Genomic DNA, 14,413 nt, shown 5'->3' with positions numbered 1-14,413 from the left:
CCCTTGGCCCGCTCTCTTACCCTTGCCGCTTATCGCGCGCTGTCGGCGCGGGGCAAAGGGACACTTCTGCAATCGCGCATTCCCCGCCCCGAGGGGGAACTGGTCTGGATGCATGCCACCTCTCATGGACGGCTTGCCGCCATGCAGGATGTGGCGCGCAGGCTCAAGGCCCAGCGCAAAGGGCTCTATGCGCTTATCACCATCAGCGAATTCAACCAGACCGAAGCCGAGATGCTGCCCCGCAGTGCCGATTGGGTGAATCCGTTCGGGCCGGACACCGCGACCTATGTCAGCGCGTTTCTGGATCACTGGCGCCCGGACATCTGCATCTGGACCGGCGGATATTTTTTGCCCAATGCCCTGGTCAGTGCGCGTGAGCGCAATATGCCGATGCTGCTGGTGGATGCAGATGAAGACGGCGTCCGTTCCAGCGCCGGGCGCTGGATTCCCAGCCTTGCCGGCAAAAGCCTGAGTTGTTTCGATCACATCTTTGTCTCTGACAACCAGACTGCCCAAAGGTTGATTCGCAAAGGCATCCCAAAGGAGAGGATAGATTCCACTGCGCCTCTTCAGATCTCGAGCAATCCGCCCACGGTGAACGAGGATTTCGTCGACGAGATCAACCAGATGCTGGCCAGTCGTCTGGTCTGGCTTGCCGCCCATGTCCAGCTGGACGAGGCAGATGCGGTTCTGGATGCCCATGCCAGTGCCGTGCGCCTCTCGCACCGGTTGCTTCTGGTCATGACACCCGGCGCAGGCACCACATTGGAAAGCCTGCGCGACAAGCTCAGAGAACGCTCCCTTCGTTGGGTCGACTGGGACAATGGCGAGGAGCCGGATGATTTCTGCCAGGTCCTGATCACAGAAGGTGGCGCCGAGCTTGGCCAATGGTACCGCGTCGCACCCGTAACCTTTCTGGGAAGCTCCCTTGCGCCCGGTCATGGTGGCAGCAACCCGTTTGATGCGGCGGCCTTCGGATCGGCAGTGCTTTATGGCCCGAACATCCGCGACCACATGGCCTCCTATTCGCGTCTGGCCAGCGCGGGTGCGGCGCGCATCGTCAAGGATGCAGAGGGTCTGGCCGCGGGCGTGATGCGTCTGATCGCGCCGGACAGCGCCGCTACCATGGCTCTGGCGGCCTGGGAGGTTGTATCCGAGGGTGCCGAGATCACCGATCAATTGATCGACATGATACAGGATACGCTGGACCGGCGGGGCGAGGACTGATGCGCCCGCCGGCATATTGGGATAACGCCCCTGACGCTCCCGGATGGCAAGCGCGCCTGCTCGCGCCTCTGGGCGCGCTTTATGGCGCGCTGACACGGCGGCGGCTGGCATCCGGAACGCCGCAACGCGTGGACGTGCCGGTGATCTGCGTGGGAAACATCAACGTTGGAGGCACCGGCAAGACGCCCACGGTGATCTGGCTGGTCGAAGCATTGCGCAATGCCGGTCACGAGCCCCATGTCATCTCAAAGGGCTATGGCGGCTCTGTTGATGCGCCTCTGCAGGTCGACCCCGGCCGGCACAAGGCCAGCCGCGTAGGGGACGAACCGCTCCTGATTGCGGCCTTCGCAGAGGTGTGGGTCGGCAGCAGCCGCGCCGATACGGCCCGGGCCGCGATCAAGGCAGGAGCATCCGTGCTGATCATGGACGATGGCTTTCAGGATCCGACACTGGCCAAGGATTTCTCGATCGTCGTGGTGGATGCGGCCAAAGGCTTTGGCAACGGCCGCTGCCTGCCCGCCGGACCTCTGCGTGAACCCGTCGAGGCAGGTCTGGACCGCGCAGATCTGGTGCTGACCATCGGATCCGACGACGCGCAGGACGGGTTCTCCACGCCGCTCGGACATGTTGCGCGCATCCGCGCCCGGCTTGCCCCTTTGCGCACCGGCATGGACTGGGCCAACGCGCGGGTGCTGGCCTTTGCCGGCATCGGCAACCCTGACAAGTTCTTTGCCACATTGCACGCGCTGGGGGCCGAGATCATCCGGGCCGAGGCGCTGGACGATCACCAGACATTCGGCCCCGGCCTGTTGAACCGGTTGGAGCTGGAAGCGCGCGCGCGCAATGCACAGCTGGTGACCACGGAAAAGGATGCGGTCCGCCTCCCGCAGAGCTTTCGGACCAAGGTGATCACCCTGCCCGTCCGATTGCAGATGCAGGACGAGGACCCGGTTCTGGACCTGTTGCGCCAGCGTGCGCCGGCCCCCTGATCCCCGGATCAGCCGCCAGCCCGGTGCGTGCCCGGGCAACCGCGACATGTGTCGTTTGCAATTCCCAACGGTTGGGTGAATGCTGCGGATCATGGAACAGGTCCCGTCCGCGGCGCATAAACCCGCACCCCCCAAACGTCTGACCAAGGGCGACTGGCTGGATGCCGGCCTGACGGTTCTGGGCCGCAAGGGTGCCGGCGGGGTGCGCATCGACGCCATCTGCAAGCAACTGGGCGTGACCAAGGGCAGCTTTTACTGGCATTTCACCGATCGCGGCGATCTGATGACCTCGATCGTGGAGCATTGGGACAATCAGGCGACCGAACGCATGATCGCCTCGATCGAGGGTGCGACCGACGACCCCAAAGCCCGTCTCTGGCATCTGGTCCACAACGTGACCTTGGGCGATTACGATGTCGGCATCGAGGTCGCGATGCGCCAATGGGCCCATGAAGATCCCACGATCCGGACCCGGCTGGAGGGGATCGACGCCAAGCGGATCGCCTTCTTCCAACGGCAGTTCCAATCGCTGGGTTTTGTTCCGGAGGCCGCCCGACTCAGGGCGCATACGCTCTACAGTGTCACCCTGGTCCGCGAATACATGCATACCGGGGAGGCGCGGGCGGCCTTGGCCCAACGCATGCAGGCCAGTGTCGATTTGCTGACCCAAGGGCCGCAGACGACCGCACCCTGATTTCAACCTGATCGCCAGCCCTGGCACGGCTGGCGTCAATAGGCCCCGGCAGGCACGGGAAATCCGTTGCGCCCGGGAAATTCCGGTGCCAGCGGGCGGGTATCGGGCATCTTGAGCCACAGCCGCAACAGCTTGCGTGTCTTGTCTGCTGCCTCATGGTCGACGAAGGCATTGCGCGAATGCAGGACCGCATAATTATACGCGAATTGCAGATCGCCCGGCTCAAGCATCATGTCGATCCGCAAATGATCCAGCGCGATCATCCGGTCGAAGAGATCCAGCGCCTCGATCTCGACCCGAGACAAAGGCTGGCCCATGATCTCGTGACCCAGCTCGATATATTGCCGCAGGTAGCGACAGCTCAGCCTGCCCTCCCGGACGCTGAAGATCGGTGACAGACTGGGCTGATCCTCGCAAAGATGGGAAAAATACCACGGGCGATAGAAGAGACCCATGAATTCGCGGTGGTTTTCAAGGATCTCGTTATAGATCGCGGCGACACTGACCAGACTGCTCAGCCCACCCTGCCGGGCCTTGCGGATCGACAGCAATCCGACCACATCCGACGGGTCCGAATGATAAGGCAGATAGAGGTTGGTTTCATAGACGCGGGTCTGCTTGTCATCGGGATCGCCCACGGCCATCACCTTGCCGATCAGATCGCCGCGTGGCGTCTGGCCGACCGGCTCTCCCAGATGCAGACCGATCCCGTAATAGAGCGTGTCGATCTGGGTGTCCGAGTACCGCTCTACCGGCAGTCCGCGCAGCACGCAGAACCCGCGCCCGTTCAACAGATCATCGGCGCATCGGGCCAGAACCGCCTCGAGCGGGCCAAGAGGAAAATCATCGCGGGTGAAATGCGGGAAGGTCCGGCCGCGCGCCTCGAGCCCCGAAAGGGCGGCGTCCAGGACCGCGATCTCGGCCTGGGACAGCGCATGGATCCAACTGTCATCCTCCTTGAAATCCCCACCGATCCAGGCGGCGGGCGTGGTGATGCGGTCTCTCAGGATGATGCTCATGGGGTGTCCTTTCAGGCAGTCTGGGGCGGCGGCGGTCGGCCTTGGGCCGGTTTGCGCCGTTTGTTGCGGGCGAATGGGGTGGGGTTTTCGGGGCCCTGATCCATACCATACTATTTGGTATGTTTTGACAGCAGGGCGTATTCCTGTCAACGGAAATCCATGTCGGTCATATAACGGTGGAACGCGGAACGCGCGCGCCGACACCGCCCCGCACAACCAAAGCAGTGCGGAGCGACAACGGGGATTGCCTGTGGAGATTGGGTTGGAAGGCCGAAACGGGGCGCGCGTGCCCTACCCGTCGTTATCCTCGCCCAGCTTGGGCGCGGGTCGGTGCAGGGACAATTCGGCATCCGAGAACCGGAAGGGCGCGCGGATACCCGGTACGCCATCCAGTTCGATCTGCATGCCCCGGGCGATCACCTGCGGGTCGCTCATCACATCATCCAACCGGTTGATCGGCCCCGCAGGCACCGATTGTGCTTCGCAGGCAGCCAGAAGATCATCGCGTGTACGCAGAGAGGTTGCCGCATTCAGGCGAGCGATCATTTCGGCGCGATTTGCGATACGGTTGCGGTTGCGCAGGTAGTCCGGATCCTTGGCCATATCCTCCAGCCCGAGGATACCGCACAACCTCTGATACTGGGCGTCATTGCCTGTGGCGATGATGATATGCCCGTCCGAGCAGTCAAAAACCTGATATGGCGTGAGATTGGGATGCGCATTGCCCATGCGCCCCGGCGGCGTGCCGGTGGTCAGGTAATTCAGCGCCTGATTGGCCGTGACGGCCACCGCGACATCCAGCAGAGACATATCGATATGCTGACCGCGCCCGGTCTGGCCGCGCTGATGCAAGGCCGCCAGAATGGCAGTCACCGAATAGACCCCGGTAAAGATATCCGTAATGGCCACACCGGATTTCTGGGGTTGCCCATCAGCCTCTCCGGTGATCGACATCAGGCCGGACATGCCCTGAATGATGAAATCATAGCCCGCGCGATGGGCATAGGGACCCGTCTGGCCAAACCCCGTGATCGAGCAATAGATCAGACCTGGGTTCTCCTTGGTCAGACTGTCATAGTCCAGACCGTATTTGGCCAGCCCGCCCAGCTTGAAATTCTCGATCAGGATATCGGCATCACGCACCAGTGCGCGCACCTGTTCCTGCCCTTCGGGCGTGCGGAAATCCACGGTGACCGAGGCTTTGCCGCGATTGGTCGAATGAAAGTACGAGGCCGAGACATCCTCGTCACGGGTCACGAACGGCGGGCCCCAGGCACGGGTGTCATCCCCATCAGGGCTTTCTACCTTGATGACCTCTGCACCAAGATCAGAGAGCGTTTGGCCGGCCCAGGGGCCGGCCAGAATACGCGCCAGTTCAACGACCTTGAGGCCGGCAAGCGGTGAACTCATCAGTTGCCCGATGCCTCGTCGATCAGCGCCGAGAAATCATCGTAGTTCATGTTCTTGTAGGTCTTGCCATTGATGACAAAGCTGGGTGTGGATTCCACGCCATGTTCTTCGGCGTTCTGCTGAAACCAGGCGACAAGCGTCTGAGCCATATCCTGATCCTGCAGGCAGGCCTCAAGCGCATCATCCTCAAGACCCGCCAAACGACCGATCTTGCGCAATTCATCCGCGATCTGCGGCGGTGTGCCGGCACGGGTCCATTCTGCCTGACGCTGATAGATCAGGTCAGTGATGCCAAAGAAGCGTTCCGCTCCGCCACAGCGCGCGATCATCGACGCCCAGAGGCCATAACGATCAAAATAGACCTCACGGTAGATGAAGTTGATCTTGCCGGTGTCGATGTAATCCGCCTTGAGCTGCTTGTAGGTGCCCTGATGGAAGGTCGCGCAATGCGGGCAGGTGTACGAGGCGTATTCGATCACCGTCACAGGCGCATCCGGGTTACCCAACTGCATGTCTGCGATGACAGAAGTATCGATCTCTGCCTGCTGCGCATTGGCTGCCCCCGGCAGCAAGTCAACCTCGCCGCCGCCTTTGGGACGGGTCAGGAAATATCCGCCGGTTGCGATCAACGCGGCAGAGCTCAGTAATACATGACGACGGTTCATTCAGAGACCTCTCTCATTCCTTGGATGTCGATAGAACGTTCTGACCCAGGCGTTCAAGGGCCGAACGCAGATCACTATCGGTAATGTCATTGGCAACAGCCCGTGCCCGCGTCACCGTGGCGGGATCCGGCGGGGCAACCTCGCGCGTGCCTTGAGCCTGCAGGAACGTCGCCTGACCTTCGGCAAAGCCGGTCTTTGCGGTCTGTGTAATGCGCACCCGCGATATCGCGTTATAGCCATAGACCGCATTTACCCGCGCGCGCAGTTGTTCCTTCTGCATCTCCAGCATCGGTGCTTGCGCACCTGTGGTCAGTACACTGAGGGTCGCACCAAAGCCTGACCGCCCATAGCTGACTTCGACAGGACGGCAGATGCGGGCCAGATCCTCGCCGACAATCTCGGACCAGTGGGTCAAAACCCGCGACACGGCAAAACCCCGGCTTTCGCCTGCACGCCGGATCCGGTCCCCCAAAAGGGTCGCCGTGCGCTTGAAACCTTTGGTGGTCGACGAACGTCTCGCCATTGGTTGGGATTCCTCTCGCTTGGCCCTATTCTAAGGCCGAGCCGTGTATACACCAGTGAAACCGAAGATCAGGGGATGAAACTTGCGTGACGAGGTGATCAATACAGACGATCTGGCTGCGGATCTGCTGGCCTGGTACGATATGCATGCCCGTGAGATGCCATGGCGCATCGGCCCGGGAGACCGCCGCGCGGGTCAGCGCCCAGACCCCTATCGCATCTGGATGTCCGAAATCATGCTTCAGCAGACCACTGTTGCAGCGGTAAAGGATTATTTCGAACGCTTCACCCGACGCTGGCCGACCGTGCAAGATCTGGCCGGTGCCGAAGACGCCGCTGTCATGGGCGAATGGGCAGGTCTTGGATATTATGCCCGCGCCCGAAATCTGTTGAAATGCGCGCGGGCGGTGGTGCGGGATCACAACGGCATCTTCCCGGACACGTATGACGTCCTGCTGACGCTGCCAGGGGTCGGCCCCTATACGGCGGCCGCCATCTCGGCCATTGCATTCGATCGCCCGGAGACGGTTCTGGATGGCAATGTCGAACGCGTCATGGCGCGCCTTCACGATATCCACGCTCCGCTCCCGGCGTCCAAACCGCAGCTGAAAGCGCGCGCCGCCGAAGTCACGCCAAGCCTGCGTGCGGGGGATTACGCACAGGCGGTGATGGATCTGGGTGCCACCATCTGCACCCCGCGCAACCCGGCCTGTGGTATCTGCCCCTGGCGCGAACCCTGTGCCGCGCGTCAGGCAGGCACTGCGCCCGAACTTCCAAAGAAGACACCGAAGAAAGCCAAACCGACCCGGTTCGGCATCGTCTATCTGGGCCAGCGCAGCGACGGTGCCTGGCTGGTTGAAACCCGCCCTGACAGCGGGCTGCTGGGTGGCATGATGGGCTGGCCCGGATCGGACTGGCACGAAGGCCCCCCGGATGAGGCACCGCCCTGCCCGGCCGACTGGCACACACTGGGCGAAGAGGTGCGCCACACCTTCACCCATTTCCACCTGATCCTGACTGTCAAGACTGCCACCCTGCCCGCCCAATCCCAACCTGAACGGGGTTTCTGGATCGACAAACACGCCTTCAGACCCTCTGACCTGCCTACAGTGATGCGCAAAGCCTTCACTCTTGCACGCAATCCATAAGCCCGCTCTTGGGAGAAACCCAAAAGATGGGTAAAACACATCCCAAGCCAGAGATCACCGGAGCCGTTTCATGATAGCCCCAGACCAACTTGCCCGATGGCAACGCGCCGCTCCGTTCTGGATTTCACTGACGATGCTGCCGATGGCCTGGATCAGCGCAATCAACGGCGGGTGGGTGCTGTTCCTGCTGCCTCTCTTCGCCTGGTATTTCTTTGCTGTCCTTGATGGCTTTGTCGGGCTGGATCTGGAGAACGCGGATCTGACAGCAACCGAAGACGATCTTTTCTGGTACAAGGCCATCACGCTGATCTGGGTGCCTTTGCAATTCCTGACGCTGTTTGCTCTGATCTGGTACGCAACCGGCACCGATCACCTCTCAACGCTGGAAAAGATCCTGCTGTTCTTTGGCATGGGCGTGATCTCGGGGACGGTGGGCATCAACTACAGCCATGAACTCATGCACCAGAAAGACCGGACAGAGCGCTGGATGGCGGATATCCTGCTGGCCATGGTGCTGTATTCGCATTTCCGCTCCGAGCATCTGCTTGTGCATCACCGCTATGTGGGAACGCCCAAAGATCCGGTCACAGCACGCTATAACGAGGGGTTTCACAGGTTCTATCCGCGTGTTCTGCGCCAAAGCCTGATCTCGGCGTTCAACGCCGAAAGAAAGATGCTCGCGCGCAAGGACCTGCCCTGGCATCATCTCTCCAACCCGTTCTGGAAATACTGGGCGCTGCAAGCCGCCATGCTGATCTTGGCTTTTGCTATTGGCGGTTGGGCTGGTGTGGGCCTGTTTCTTGTGCAGGCGGGTACGGCGATATGGCAGCTTGAACTGGTGAATTACGTCGAACATTACGGGCTGACCCGCAAGCATCTGGGGGACGGAAAATACGAGCATGTGCTGCCCCAGCATTCCTGGAACGCCTCGCAAAGGGCGTCAAACTGGCTGCTGATCAACCTGCAGCGTCACTCTGATCATCACTACAAGCCCGACCGGCGCTTTCCACTGTTGCAAACCTATACGCAAGCGGATGCCCCGCAACTGCCTTACGGCTATCCGATCATGACCATAGCGGCGATGATCCCACCGATCTGGCGGCGCATGATGAACCCGCGCGTCAAGCAATGGCGCATGCGCTATTACCCGGAGATTACCGACTGGCGGCCCTACAACAAACACGCAACACCGCCGCCCCGCTAGTCCAGGCTGGCGCAGCGATGCCGCCCGTGCCGGCCAACAAGATACGCGCGCCCGCGATCAGCTGATCGTCCAGACGTCAATCGGTTCATCCAGCCCACGTACCTCGCGCGGACCGCGATTGGCAAAGCCGGCCAGTGACGGATCACTCCCACCGCTTTCGCGCAGGGCCTGCGCATGGGCATGATCGCTGATCGCCACCCGGGTACCCAAGTCACGCGTCATGCTTTCCAACCGGCTGGCGACATTGACGGTGTTGCCGATCACCGCAAACTCAAGACGACTCACCCCGATATCGCCAAGAACCACAGGTCCGAAATGCACGCCGAAGCTGGCCTGTATCTCGGGCTCGCCGCGCGCCACGCGCCCGGCATTCCAGGCATCCACCGCCTGCGCCATCGCCTTGGCGCAATTGATCGCGTTCAGAGCATCCCGCTCACCCGCGAAAGGCGTCCCGAATGTCGCCATCAGCCCATCGCCCAGATATTTGTCCAGAGTGCCGCTATGGGCAAACACCTCGGTCTCCATCAGTTGATGGAGTTCACGCAACAGGCCCATGACCTTTTCGGGATGCTCATGCGAGGCCAGTTTGGTAAAGCCGACGATGTCCACGAAAAGAACGGCGACATTATGCGTGCGGATCTTTTTCAGCGGATCGTCATTGCGCGACAGCTCATCCACCACGTTGGGCGAGAAATACCGCGACAGGTTCGCCCGTTCCCGCTCCAGCACAGCGTTGCCCAGCAAGAGCCGATTGAACCGCCGCACCGTAATCGCCAGCGTATAGGCGCAGATGACAAAGACCACGACCTCTTGAATGCGGATGTCGAAATCCAGACGGTTCGGGTCGAACAGGTCAAACAGCTGCGCGTCATGCCCAAAGGCAGCCCGCGCGCGATCCGTCAGCTCGGGAATGGTCGTGCCGAAGTACCACACAAGGCCGGCACCCCCTATCCAAAGGATCGCTGTCCAGTTTCCGATCGCAATGATCGTGCGCCAGGAATATGCCAGGGTCGCCCCTGCCAGGATAATGAAGAAATAGATGAAATTGCCGAACTCATAAGCCACCGATGTGGGCCAGGGATTGCTTTCGAACGGGTTCGGGATTGCCAGCGCAAAGGTCATGACCGCCAGGTCGACAAAGATCAGCACCAGTTCGATACGCGAGGCACCCACGCGCCCGACCCGACGCATCAACCACCCGTTCAGCGCCAGTATTCCAAGCAAGGCGTGATAGTAGAGAATTCCCCACGTCGGGTTCAGAAACGGCAGCATCACCGCCACGACAGCCAATGCCACCCAGCGCGCCTTGATTGCAAGATCCAGACCCTCGCGCTTGTGGCGCTCCAAGGCATCCTCGGTATAGCGGTTGGGCGTTTCCAGATCCGCCTCGGTCATCCGGTCCGGCAAATCGGCCCGGGTAAAGTTCGGCATCGCGCCTGAGGTATCGGCCATGTTCAATCCCTTTTGATCCGCAGACCATCCTCGGTTCAACATAGGATGTTCATCAGATTTACATAGGGCACGCGCAATAAGCTTTCCCCCTTGCGGCATGCGATAGGCTGACACAGTCACCAATACCCAAAGCCAGTGTATGCGCAGAGTCTGCAGATCATGCAGCCTGCAACACGGTTTGGTCGTTGTAATGAAAGGAAAAAGTCCCCGCCCTATCAGGCGGGGACAAGGTGAGTGCCACGTGTCAGGCCACAGGCACCGGCGGTATGAGGTAAAGTCTTTTTTGAGGTATCAGTTCTGCATCTCAGCGCGGATCTGCTTGCGCAGCAGATCAATCGGCACGCGTTTGCCATCACGCTTGAAATGCCAGTAGGTCCAGCCGTTGCAGCTGGGCGCGCCTTCAAGATGGGCCCCCACCTGATGGATCGAGCCTTTGACGTCATGTCCGATCAGCGTCCCGTCGGCACGCACCTTGGCAACCTTGCCACGCGGCGAATACAGCTCTTCTCCGGGGCGCAGCATGCCGCGTTCGACCAGTTGGCCAAAGGGCACACGTGGTTCCGAGCGTTTCGAAACCGAGACCTGCAAGGCCTCGCGGTCAAACTTCCTGATCTTCGCCAGCCGTTTGGTCGCGACCTCGCGATAGGCTTCTTCGCGTTCGATCCCGATATAGTCACGCCCCAGCATCTTGGCGACCGCACCAGTGGTGCCGGTGCCAAAGAACGGATCCAGAATAACGTCGCCCGGATTGGTGCAGCCGACAAGAATGCGGTGCAACAAGGATTCCGGCTTTTGCGTCGGATGCGCCTTGTCACCCTTGTCGTCCTTGATGCGCTCATGTCCGGTGCAGATCGGAATGACCCAATCGCTGCGCATCTGGATGCCTTCGTTCAGCGACTTGAGCGCTTCATAGTTGAAGGTGTACTTGGCACCTTCTTCCTTGCTTGCCCAGATCATCGTCTCATGCGCATTGGTAAACCGCTTGCCGCGGAAGTTCGGCATGGGGTTCGACTTGCGCCAGACCACATCGTTGAGAATCCAATAGCCTTCATTCTGCAACGAGGCTCCGACGCGGAAAATGTTGTGATAGCTGCCGATGACCCAAATCGCACCATTGGGTTTCAACAACCGGCGTGCGGCTTTCAGCCAGGCGGTCGTGAACGTGTCATAGGCCGCGAATGACGAAAACTGATCCCAGTGATCATCCACCGCATCCACCTGAGAATTGTCAGGACGATGCAATTGCCCCTTGAGCTGCAGGTTATAGGGCGGATCAGCAAAGATGAGGTCAATCGAGCCTGCAGGCAGGCTGTTCATCACGTCGATGCAATCGCCGCCAAGAATCGTGTTTAGTGGGAGCGCGGCTGCGCTCTGGGTCTTTGTCTTTGTCATTCTCTGCCTCTGTCCCGGCGTGTTTCACGCTCGTTGGTTGCGGACAAAGATGAGTCAAACCCGATTCGCCGTCAATTTCTTTTTTTGAATCAGGCAGTTACCTTTTTTCTTGATACAAGATGTTGTGGACGGGTTTGAACGACCGTCTATGGTGTGGGGTCACACCCAGATTTTGAAGCGACTCTCTGTGGGTTTTCGACGGGTATCCCGCGTTTGTCTCCCAACCATAGCCGGGGTGCTGTTGCGCCAATCCCACCATGATCCTGTCACGACATGTTTTTGCCACAATTGAGGCCGCAGAAATCGATACCGAACGGGCATCTCCCTTGATCACCGCCCGGGCTGGGGGGACCAAGCCCGCCGGGATCAGATTGCCGTCGATCAGCAGGTAATCCGGAGCCGGTACCAGCGCTTCCACCGCGCGCCGCATCGCCAGATGACTGGCGCGCAGGATGTTCATTTCGTCGATCTCGGCCACGCTTGCATGCGCGATGGCAACCTCGCAACGCGCCTCGATCTCCCGGGCCAGCCGTTCGCGCGCTTTGGACGTCAGTTTCTTGGAATCGTTCAACCCCTCGGGGATGTCGTCTGGCCTGAGGATGACCGCCGCCGCCGTCACCGGTCCGGCCAGCGGCCCCCGACCCACTTCATCCACGCCGGCGATGCGAAGATATCCTTGCGCCAGCAACGCAGTCTCGAAGGTAAAGTCAGGTCCGCTCATGCCTGTCTCAAACCTCAGCTTTGGCGGGCAGGCAAGGAAAAAGGGAAACGCCGGGGTTCAGCGTTTCCCTGTCAGGTACGACGTATGCGTCGCGGTCCCCGCCTTTAGTTGCGGGCGATCTGATACCCATTGTCGCGCAGGCAACGTGCCCCGTAGGCCCAGCGCCAACCGCGCTGCGTGTGCACCTGGAGGGCGCAGGATTGTGGCAGTTGGTTGGTGAAACGATAGCTGTTCTCAAGGCAGCGCGCGCCAAAGACACGTACCACGCCGTGCCCCGTTTCGGCTTGCCTCAGGCATTGTTGGGGAAGCGCCTTGCGCGACACACGATCAGGCAACGGGCGCGGCTTGATCGGTTGTTGATAATGGATCTGCGGAGCGCGGGTGACTTGATCGCGATCCTTGCGGTCATGGATGACTTTGCCGATGATGGCCAATGCGGCAATTCCCGCAAGGGCTTTGGCCAGATCGTCATTGCCGGCCCGTGCAGGTACAGCGGTGAAACCCGTGATGATGACAGTTGCCGTGACAACGGCGGCGATGAAATAGCGGTGCATGGTGATATCCCTGTGTGATGACAGTGTCAGGTGCCGGAACACGCGTTGCACCGGCCTGCCTCAAGCTTGGGGCCAGCAGGCAAAGACAGGCAATATCGCCGGGTTGTTATCGGATATCATCGAGCCAAGTGGCGGAGGATATTGTATATCTCGCGCCGGGCGCGCAATCTGTCGGACATGAAACAGACCATGTTCTCATTGTTGGCCATAGGCCTCTTTGCCGTCGCAAACCCCGCGCATGCGGAGTGCTATGCCGATTACAAGGCCAAGCAGGACAACCCCCTGCGGCTGCATTACGGCGTGGCGCAACTGCAAGGCCCATGTTCGGCAAGCGCAGCCCGCTCGGAAATCGCAGGACGCATCGCGCGTGACGGATGGACCCTGTTGAACATCGTTTCTGTTTTCGGCCCCGAAGGCCTGAATGAGAGGAGGGAAAGTGCAGGACCCTATTTCCTCCGCTTCTGACCCGATCCGGCAAAACACCCGGATCGTGCCACTTGGCATCGCGGCAATCGTTCTGATCCTTGCCGCGGCTGCCACGGTGCTGTTCCTCACCTTGCCCGATGCAAACGCGTTCAACATGAAGGTCGAACAGATCTTCATCGAGAATGACGACCTCACGTCGCAAGCCGAGGTCAAACTGCTCGAGATCCTCGCCCAGTCAGGCACCGCATTCTCTGACACGCTCTACAGCTATCGGGTGGTGATCTTTGTGCTGCTTGTCTTTGCCACGGCACTTCTGATCGCGGCACTGGTGTTTCTGGTGATGCTGGTCACGCTCAACCGCCGAATGGCGCAGGTCGAACGGGTCGGCATCCAGGTGAACTCTCTGTTGATCAGCCGCGAAGAGAACACGGTCTATCTCAACAACTTGGGCTTCAAACTGACAGACGCCGCAATGGAAACCCTGTCGGTGCTGGCCGAAGCCCGGATGGATGATGACGTGCTGTCCGGTTCCGAGATCGAGGCCGTTGTCTCAGGCAAGAACGCGATTGATTGCGATGAAGCCGCAGGTGCCACCCGCATCAAACGGCTGCGCGATACATTGGGCAACCAGATCGTGAGCGAGCTTCTGGTCAAGAACATCGCCCGGCGCGGCTATATGCTGGCGATTGAAAAAGACGTCATCAAAATGATCTGAGCGGGTTCATCGGCCTTTGTGCCCGTCCAGCGGGCGATATCGGATCGGATGTATTCCGCTACAAATCAGAGGCATAGGTGTTTCTGGTGACCCCGGCAGGATTCGAACCTGCAACCTGCCCCTTAGGAGGGGGCTGCTCTATCCAGTTGAGCCACGGGGCCGCTGGGCGTATTCATACAAGCCCCTCAGCGGTTTGTCATCTTCTGACCTGCATGCTTGCCCCATTGGCCGTGTTTGCGATAACACTTGGGAAAGACGAAGCCACAAGGGCCATT

General features: G+C 60.2%; 15 protein-coding genes and 1 tRNA gene. 7 read left to right on the top strand and 9 right to left on the bottom strand.

What is annotated here, in order from left to right; genetic code table 11:
* Window positions 1–3: 3 nt before the first annotated feature.
* The 3 genes from WAO69_RS03260 to WAO69_RS03250 all read left to right on the top strand — a co-directional run bounded on the left by WAO69_RS03260 (window position 4) and on the right by WAO69_RS03250 (window position 2,910).
* Window positions 4–1,227 carry a 3-deoxy-D-manno-octulosonic acid transferase gene (locus tag WAO69_RS03260; RefSeq protein ID WP_422176613.1) on the top strand — a complete coding sequence of 408 codons (1,224 nt, stop codon included), beginning with the start codon at window positions 4–6 and terminating at the stop codon, window positions 1,225–1,227.
* Window positions 1,227–2,216 carry a tetraacyldisaccharide 4'-kinase gene (lpxK, locus tag WAO69_RS03255; protein WP_422176612.1) on the top strand — a complete coding sequence of 330 codons (990 nt, stop codon included), beginning with the start codon at window positions 1,227–1,229 and terminating at the stop codon, window positions 2,214–2,216. Before WAO69_RS03260 ends, lpxK begins: the two co-directional genes overlap by 1 nt.
* Window positions 2,217–2,307: 91 nt before the next feature.
* Window positions 2,308–2,910, top strand: a complete 603-nt coding sequence (locus WAO69_RS03250) for a TetR/AcrR family transcriptional regulator (protein WP_422176611.1) — start codon at window positions 2,308–2,310, stop codon at window positions 2,908–2,910.
* 35 nt (window positions 2,911–2,945) lie between these two features.
* Here WAO69_RS03250 and WAO69_RS03245 read toward each other — a convergent pair whose 3' ends face one another.
* The 4 genes from WAO69_RS03245 to WAO69_RS03230 all read right to left on the bottom strand — a co-directional run bounded on the left by WAO69_RS03245 (window position 2,946) and on the right by WAO69_RS03230 (window position 6,527).
* The gene (locus WAO69_RS03245) at window positions 2,946–3,929 is read right to left on the bottom strand and encodes a TauD/TfdA family dioxygenase (RefSeq protein ID WP_422176610.1); all 984 of its coding nucleotides are present in this window, start codon (window positions 3,927–3,929) and stop codon (window positions 2,946–2,948) included.
* Between the two features lie 291 nt (window positions 3,930–4,220).
* Window positions 4,221–5,339 carry a CaiB/BaiF CoA transferase family protein gene (locus WAO69_RS03240; protein WP_422176609.1) on the bottom strand — a complete coding sequence of 373 codons (1,119 nt, stop codon included), beginning with the start codon at window positions 5,337–5,339 and terminating at the stop codon, window positions 4,221–4,223.
* A complete protein-coding gene (locus tag WAO69_RS03235; RefSeq protein ID WP_422176608.1) occupies window positions 5,339–6,004 on the bottom strand; it encodes a DsbA family protein in 666 nt (221 codons plus the stop codon). Before WAO69_RS03235 ends, WAO69_RS03240 begins: the two co-directional genes overlap by 1 nt.
* 13 nt (window positions 6,005–6,017) lie before the next feature.
* On the bottom strand, window positions 6,018–6,527 hold the full coding sequence (locus tag WAO69_RS03230; RefSeq protein WP_422176607.1) for a DUF721 domain-containing protein: 510 nt from the start codon (window positions 6,525–6,527) through the stop codon (window positions 6,018–6,020).
* A 142-nt stretch (window positions 6,528–6,669) separates the two neighbouring features.
* Between WAO69_RS03230 and WAO69_RS03225 the strand changes: the two genes are divergently transcribed.
* The gene (locus tag WAO69_RS03225; RefSeq protein ID WP_422176630.1) at window positions 6,670–7,674 is read left to right on the top strand and encodes an A/G-specific adenine glycosylase; all 1,005 of its coding nucleotides are present in this window, start codon (window positions 6,670–6,672) and stop codon (window positions 7,672–7,674) included.
* Window positions 7,675–7,744: 70 nt separating this feature from the next.
* Window positions 7,745–8,878, top strand: coding sequence for an alkane 1-monooxygenase (locus WAO69_RS03220; RefSeq protein WP_422176606.1), 1,134 nt, complete (start codon window positions 7,745–7,747; stop codon window positions 8,876–8,878).
* Window positions 8,879–8,935: 57 nt separating this feature from the next.
* Here WAO69_RS03220 and WAO69_RS03215 read toward each other — a convergent pair whose 3' ends face one another.
* The 4 genes from WAO69_RS03215 to WAO69_RS03200 all read right to left on the bottom strand — a co-directional run bounded on the left by WAO69_RS03215 (window position 8,936) and on the right by WAO69_RS03200 (window position 12,997).
* A complete protein-coding gene (locus tag WAO69_RS03215; RefSeq protein WP_422176605.1) occupies window positions 8,936–10,330 on the bottom strand; it encodes an adenylate/guanylate cyclase domain-containing protein in 1,395 nt (464 codons plus the stop codon).
* 291 nt (window positions 10,331–10,621) lie between these two features.
* Complete coding sequence (locus tag WAO69_RS03210) at window positions 10,622–11,722, bottom strand: site-specific DNA-methyltransferase (protein WP_422176604.1); 1,101 nt, start codon at window positions 11,720–11,722, stop codon at window positions 10,622–10,624.
* 97 nt (window positions 11,723–11,819) lie between these two features.
* Window positions 11,820–12,443 carry a ribonuclease HII gene (locus WAO69_RS03205; RefSeq protein ID WP_422176603.1) on the bottom strand — a complete coding sequence of 208 codons (624 nt, stop codon included), beginning with the start codon at window positions 12,441–12,443 and terminating at the stop codon, window positions 11,820–11,822.
* A gap of 104 nt (window positions 12,444–12,547) precedes the next feature.
* Window positions 12,548–12,997, bottom strand: coding sequence for a hypothetical protein (locus tag WAO69_RS03200; protein ID WP_422176602.1), 450 nt, complete (start codon window positions 12,995–12,997; stop codon window positions 12,548–12,550).
* 177 nt (window positions 12,998–13,174) lie between these two features.
* Between WAO69_RS03200 and WAO69_RS03195 the strand changes: the two genes are divergently transcribed.
* Both WAO69_RS03195 and WAO69_RS03190 read left to right on the top strand, forming a co-directional pair.
* Window positions 13,175–13,462, top strand: a complete 288-nt coding sequence (locus tag WAO69_RS03195; RefSeq protein ID WP_422176601.1) for a hypothetical protein — start codon at window positions 13,175–13,177, stop codon at window positions 13,460–13,462.
* Window positions 13,434–14,138, top strand: a complete 705-nt coding sequence (locus WAO69_RS03190; protein WP_422176629.1) for a winged helix-turn-helix domain-containing protein — start codon at window positions 13,434–13,436, stop codon at window positions 14,136–14,138. Before WAO69_RS03195 ends, WAO69_RS03190 begins: the two co-directional genes overlap by 29 nt.
* Before the next feature lie 84 nt (window positions 14,139–14,222).
* Here WAO69_RS03190 and WAO69_RS03185 read toward each other — a convergent pair.
* Window positions 14,223–14,299: transfer RNA gene (locus WAO69_RS03185), tRNA-Arg, on the bottom strand.
* Between the last annotated feature and the right edge of the window lie 114 nt (window positions 14,300–14,413).

Source organism: Aestuariivita sp., from assembly GCF_049276915.1.
In the GTDB taxonomy this organism is placed as follows: Bacteria; Pseudomonadota; Alphaproteobacteria; order Rhodobacterales; family Rhodobacteraceae; genus Aestuariivita.
The sequence above is the reverse complement of the archived record's forward strand: the minus strand, read 5'-3'. Positions and strand labels throughout refer to the sequence as shown.

Coding starts and splice junctions, on each gene's coding strand:
- WAO69_RS03195 (WP_422176601.1), top strand. CDS start 13,175: ATGAAACAGACCATGTTCTCATTGTTGGCCATAGGCCTCTTTGCCGTC.
- WAO69_RS03235 (WP_422176608.1), bottom strand. CDS start 6,004: ATGAACCGTCGTCATGTATTACTGAGCTCTGCCGCGTTGATCGCAACC.
- WAO69_RS03220 (WP_422176606.1), top strand. CDS start 7,745: ATGATAGCCCCAGACCAACTTGCCCGATGGCAACGCGCCGCTCCGTTC.
- WAO69_RS03215 (WP_422176605.1), bottom strand. CDS start 10,330: ATGGCCGATACCTCAGGCGCGATGCCGAACTTTACCCGGGCCGATTTG.
- WAO69_RS03245 (WP_422176610.1), bottom strand. CDS start 3,929: ATGAGCATCATCCTGAGAGACCGCATCACCACGCCCGCCGCCTGGATC.
- WAO69_RS03240 (WP_422176609.1), bottom strand. CDS start 5,339: ATGAGTTCACCGCTTGCCGGCCTCAAGGTCGTTGAACTGGCGCGTATT.
- lpxK (WP_422176612.1), top strand. CDS start 1,227: ATGCGCCCGCCGGCATATTGGGATAACGCCCCTGACGCTCCCGGATGG.
- WAO69_RS03200 (WP_422176602.1), bottom strand. CDS start 12,997: ATGCACCGCTATTTCATCGCCGCCGTTGTCACGGCAACTGTCATCATC.
- WAO69_RS03230 (WP_422176607.1), bottom strand. CDS start 6,527: ATGGCGAGACGTTCGTCGACCACCAAAGGTTTCAAGCGCACGGCGACC.
- WAO69_RS03205 (WP_422176603.1), bottom strand. CDS start 12,443: ATGAGCGGACCTGACTTTACCTTCGAGACTGCGTTGCTGGCGCAAGGA.
- WAO69_RS03210 (WP_422176604.1), bottom strand. CDS start 11,722: ATGACAAAGACAAAGACCCAGAGCGCAGCCGCGCTCCCACTAAACACG.
- WAO69_RS03225 (WP_422176630.1), top strand. CDS start 6,670: ATGCATGCCCGTGAGATGCCATGGCGCATCGGCCCGGGAGACCGCCGC.
- WAO69_RS03250 (WP_422176611.1), top strand. CDS start 2,308: ATGGAACAGGTCCCGTCCGCGGCGCATAAACCCGCACCCCCCAAACGT.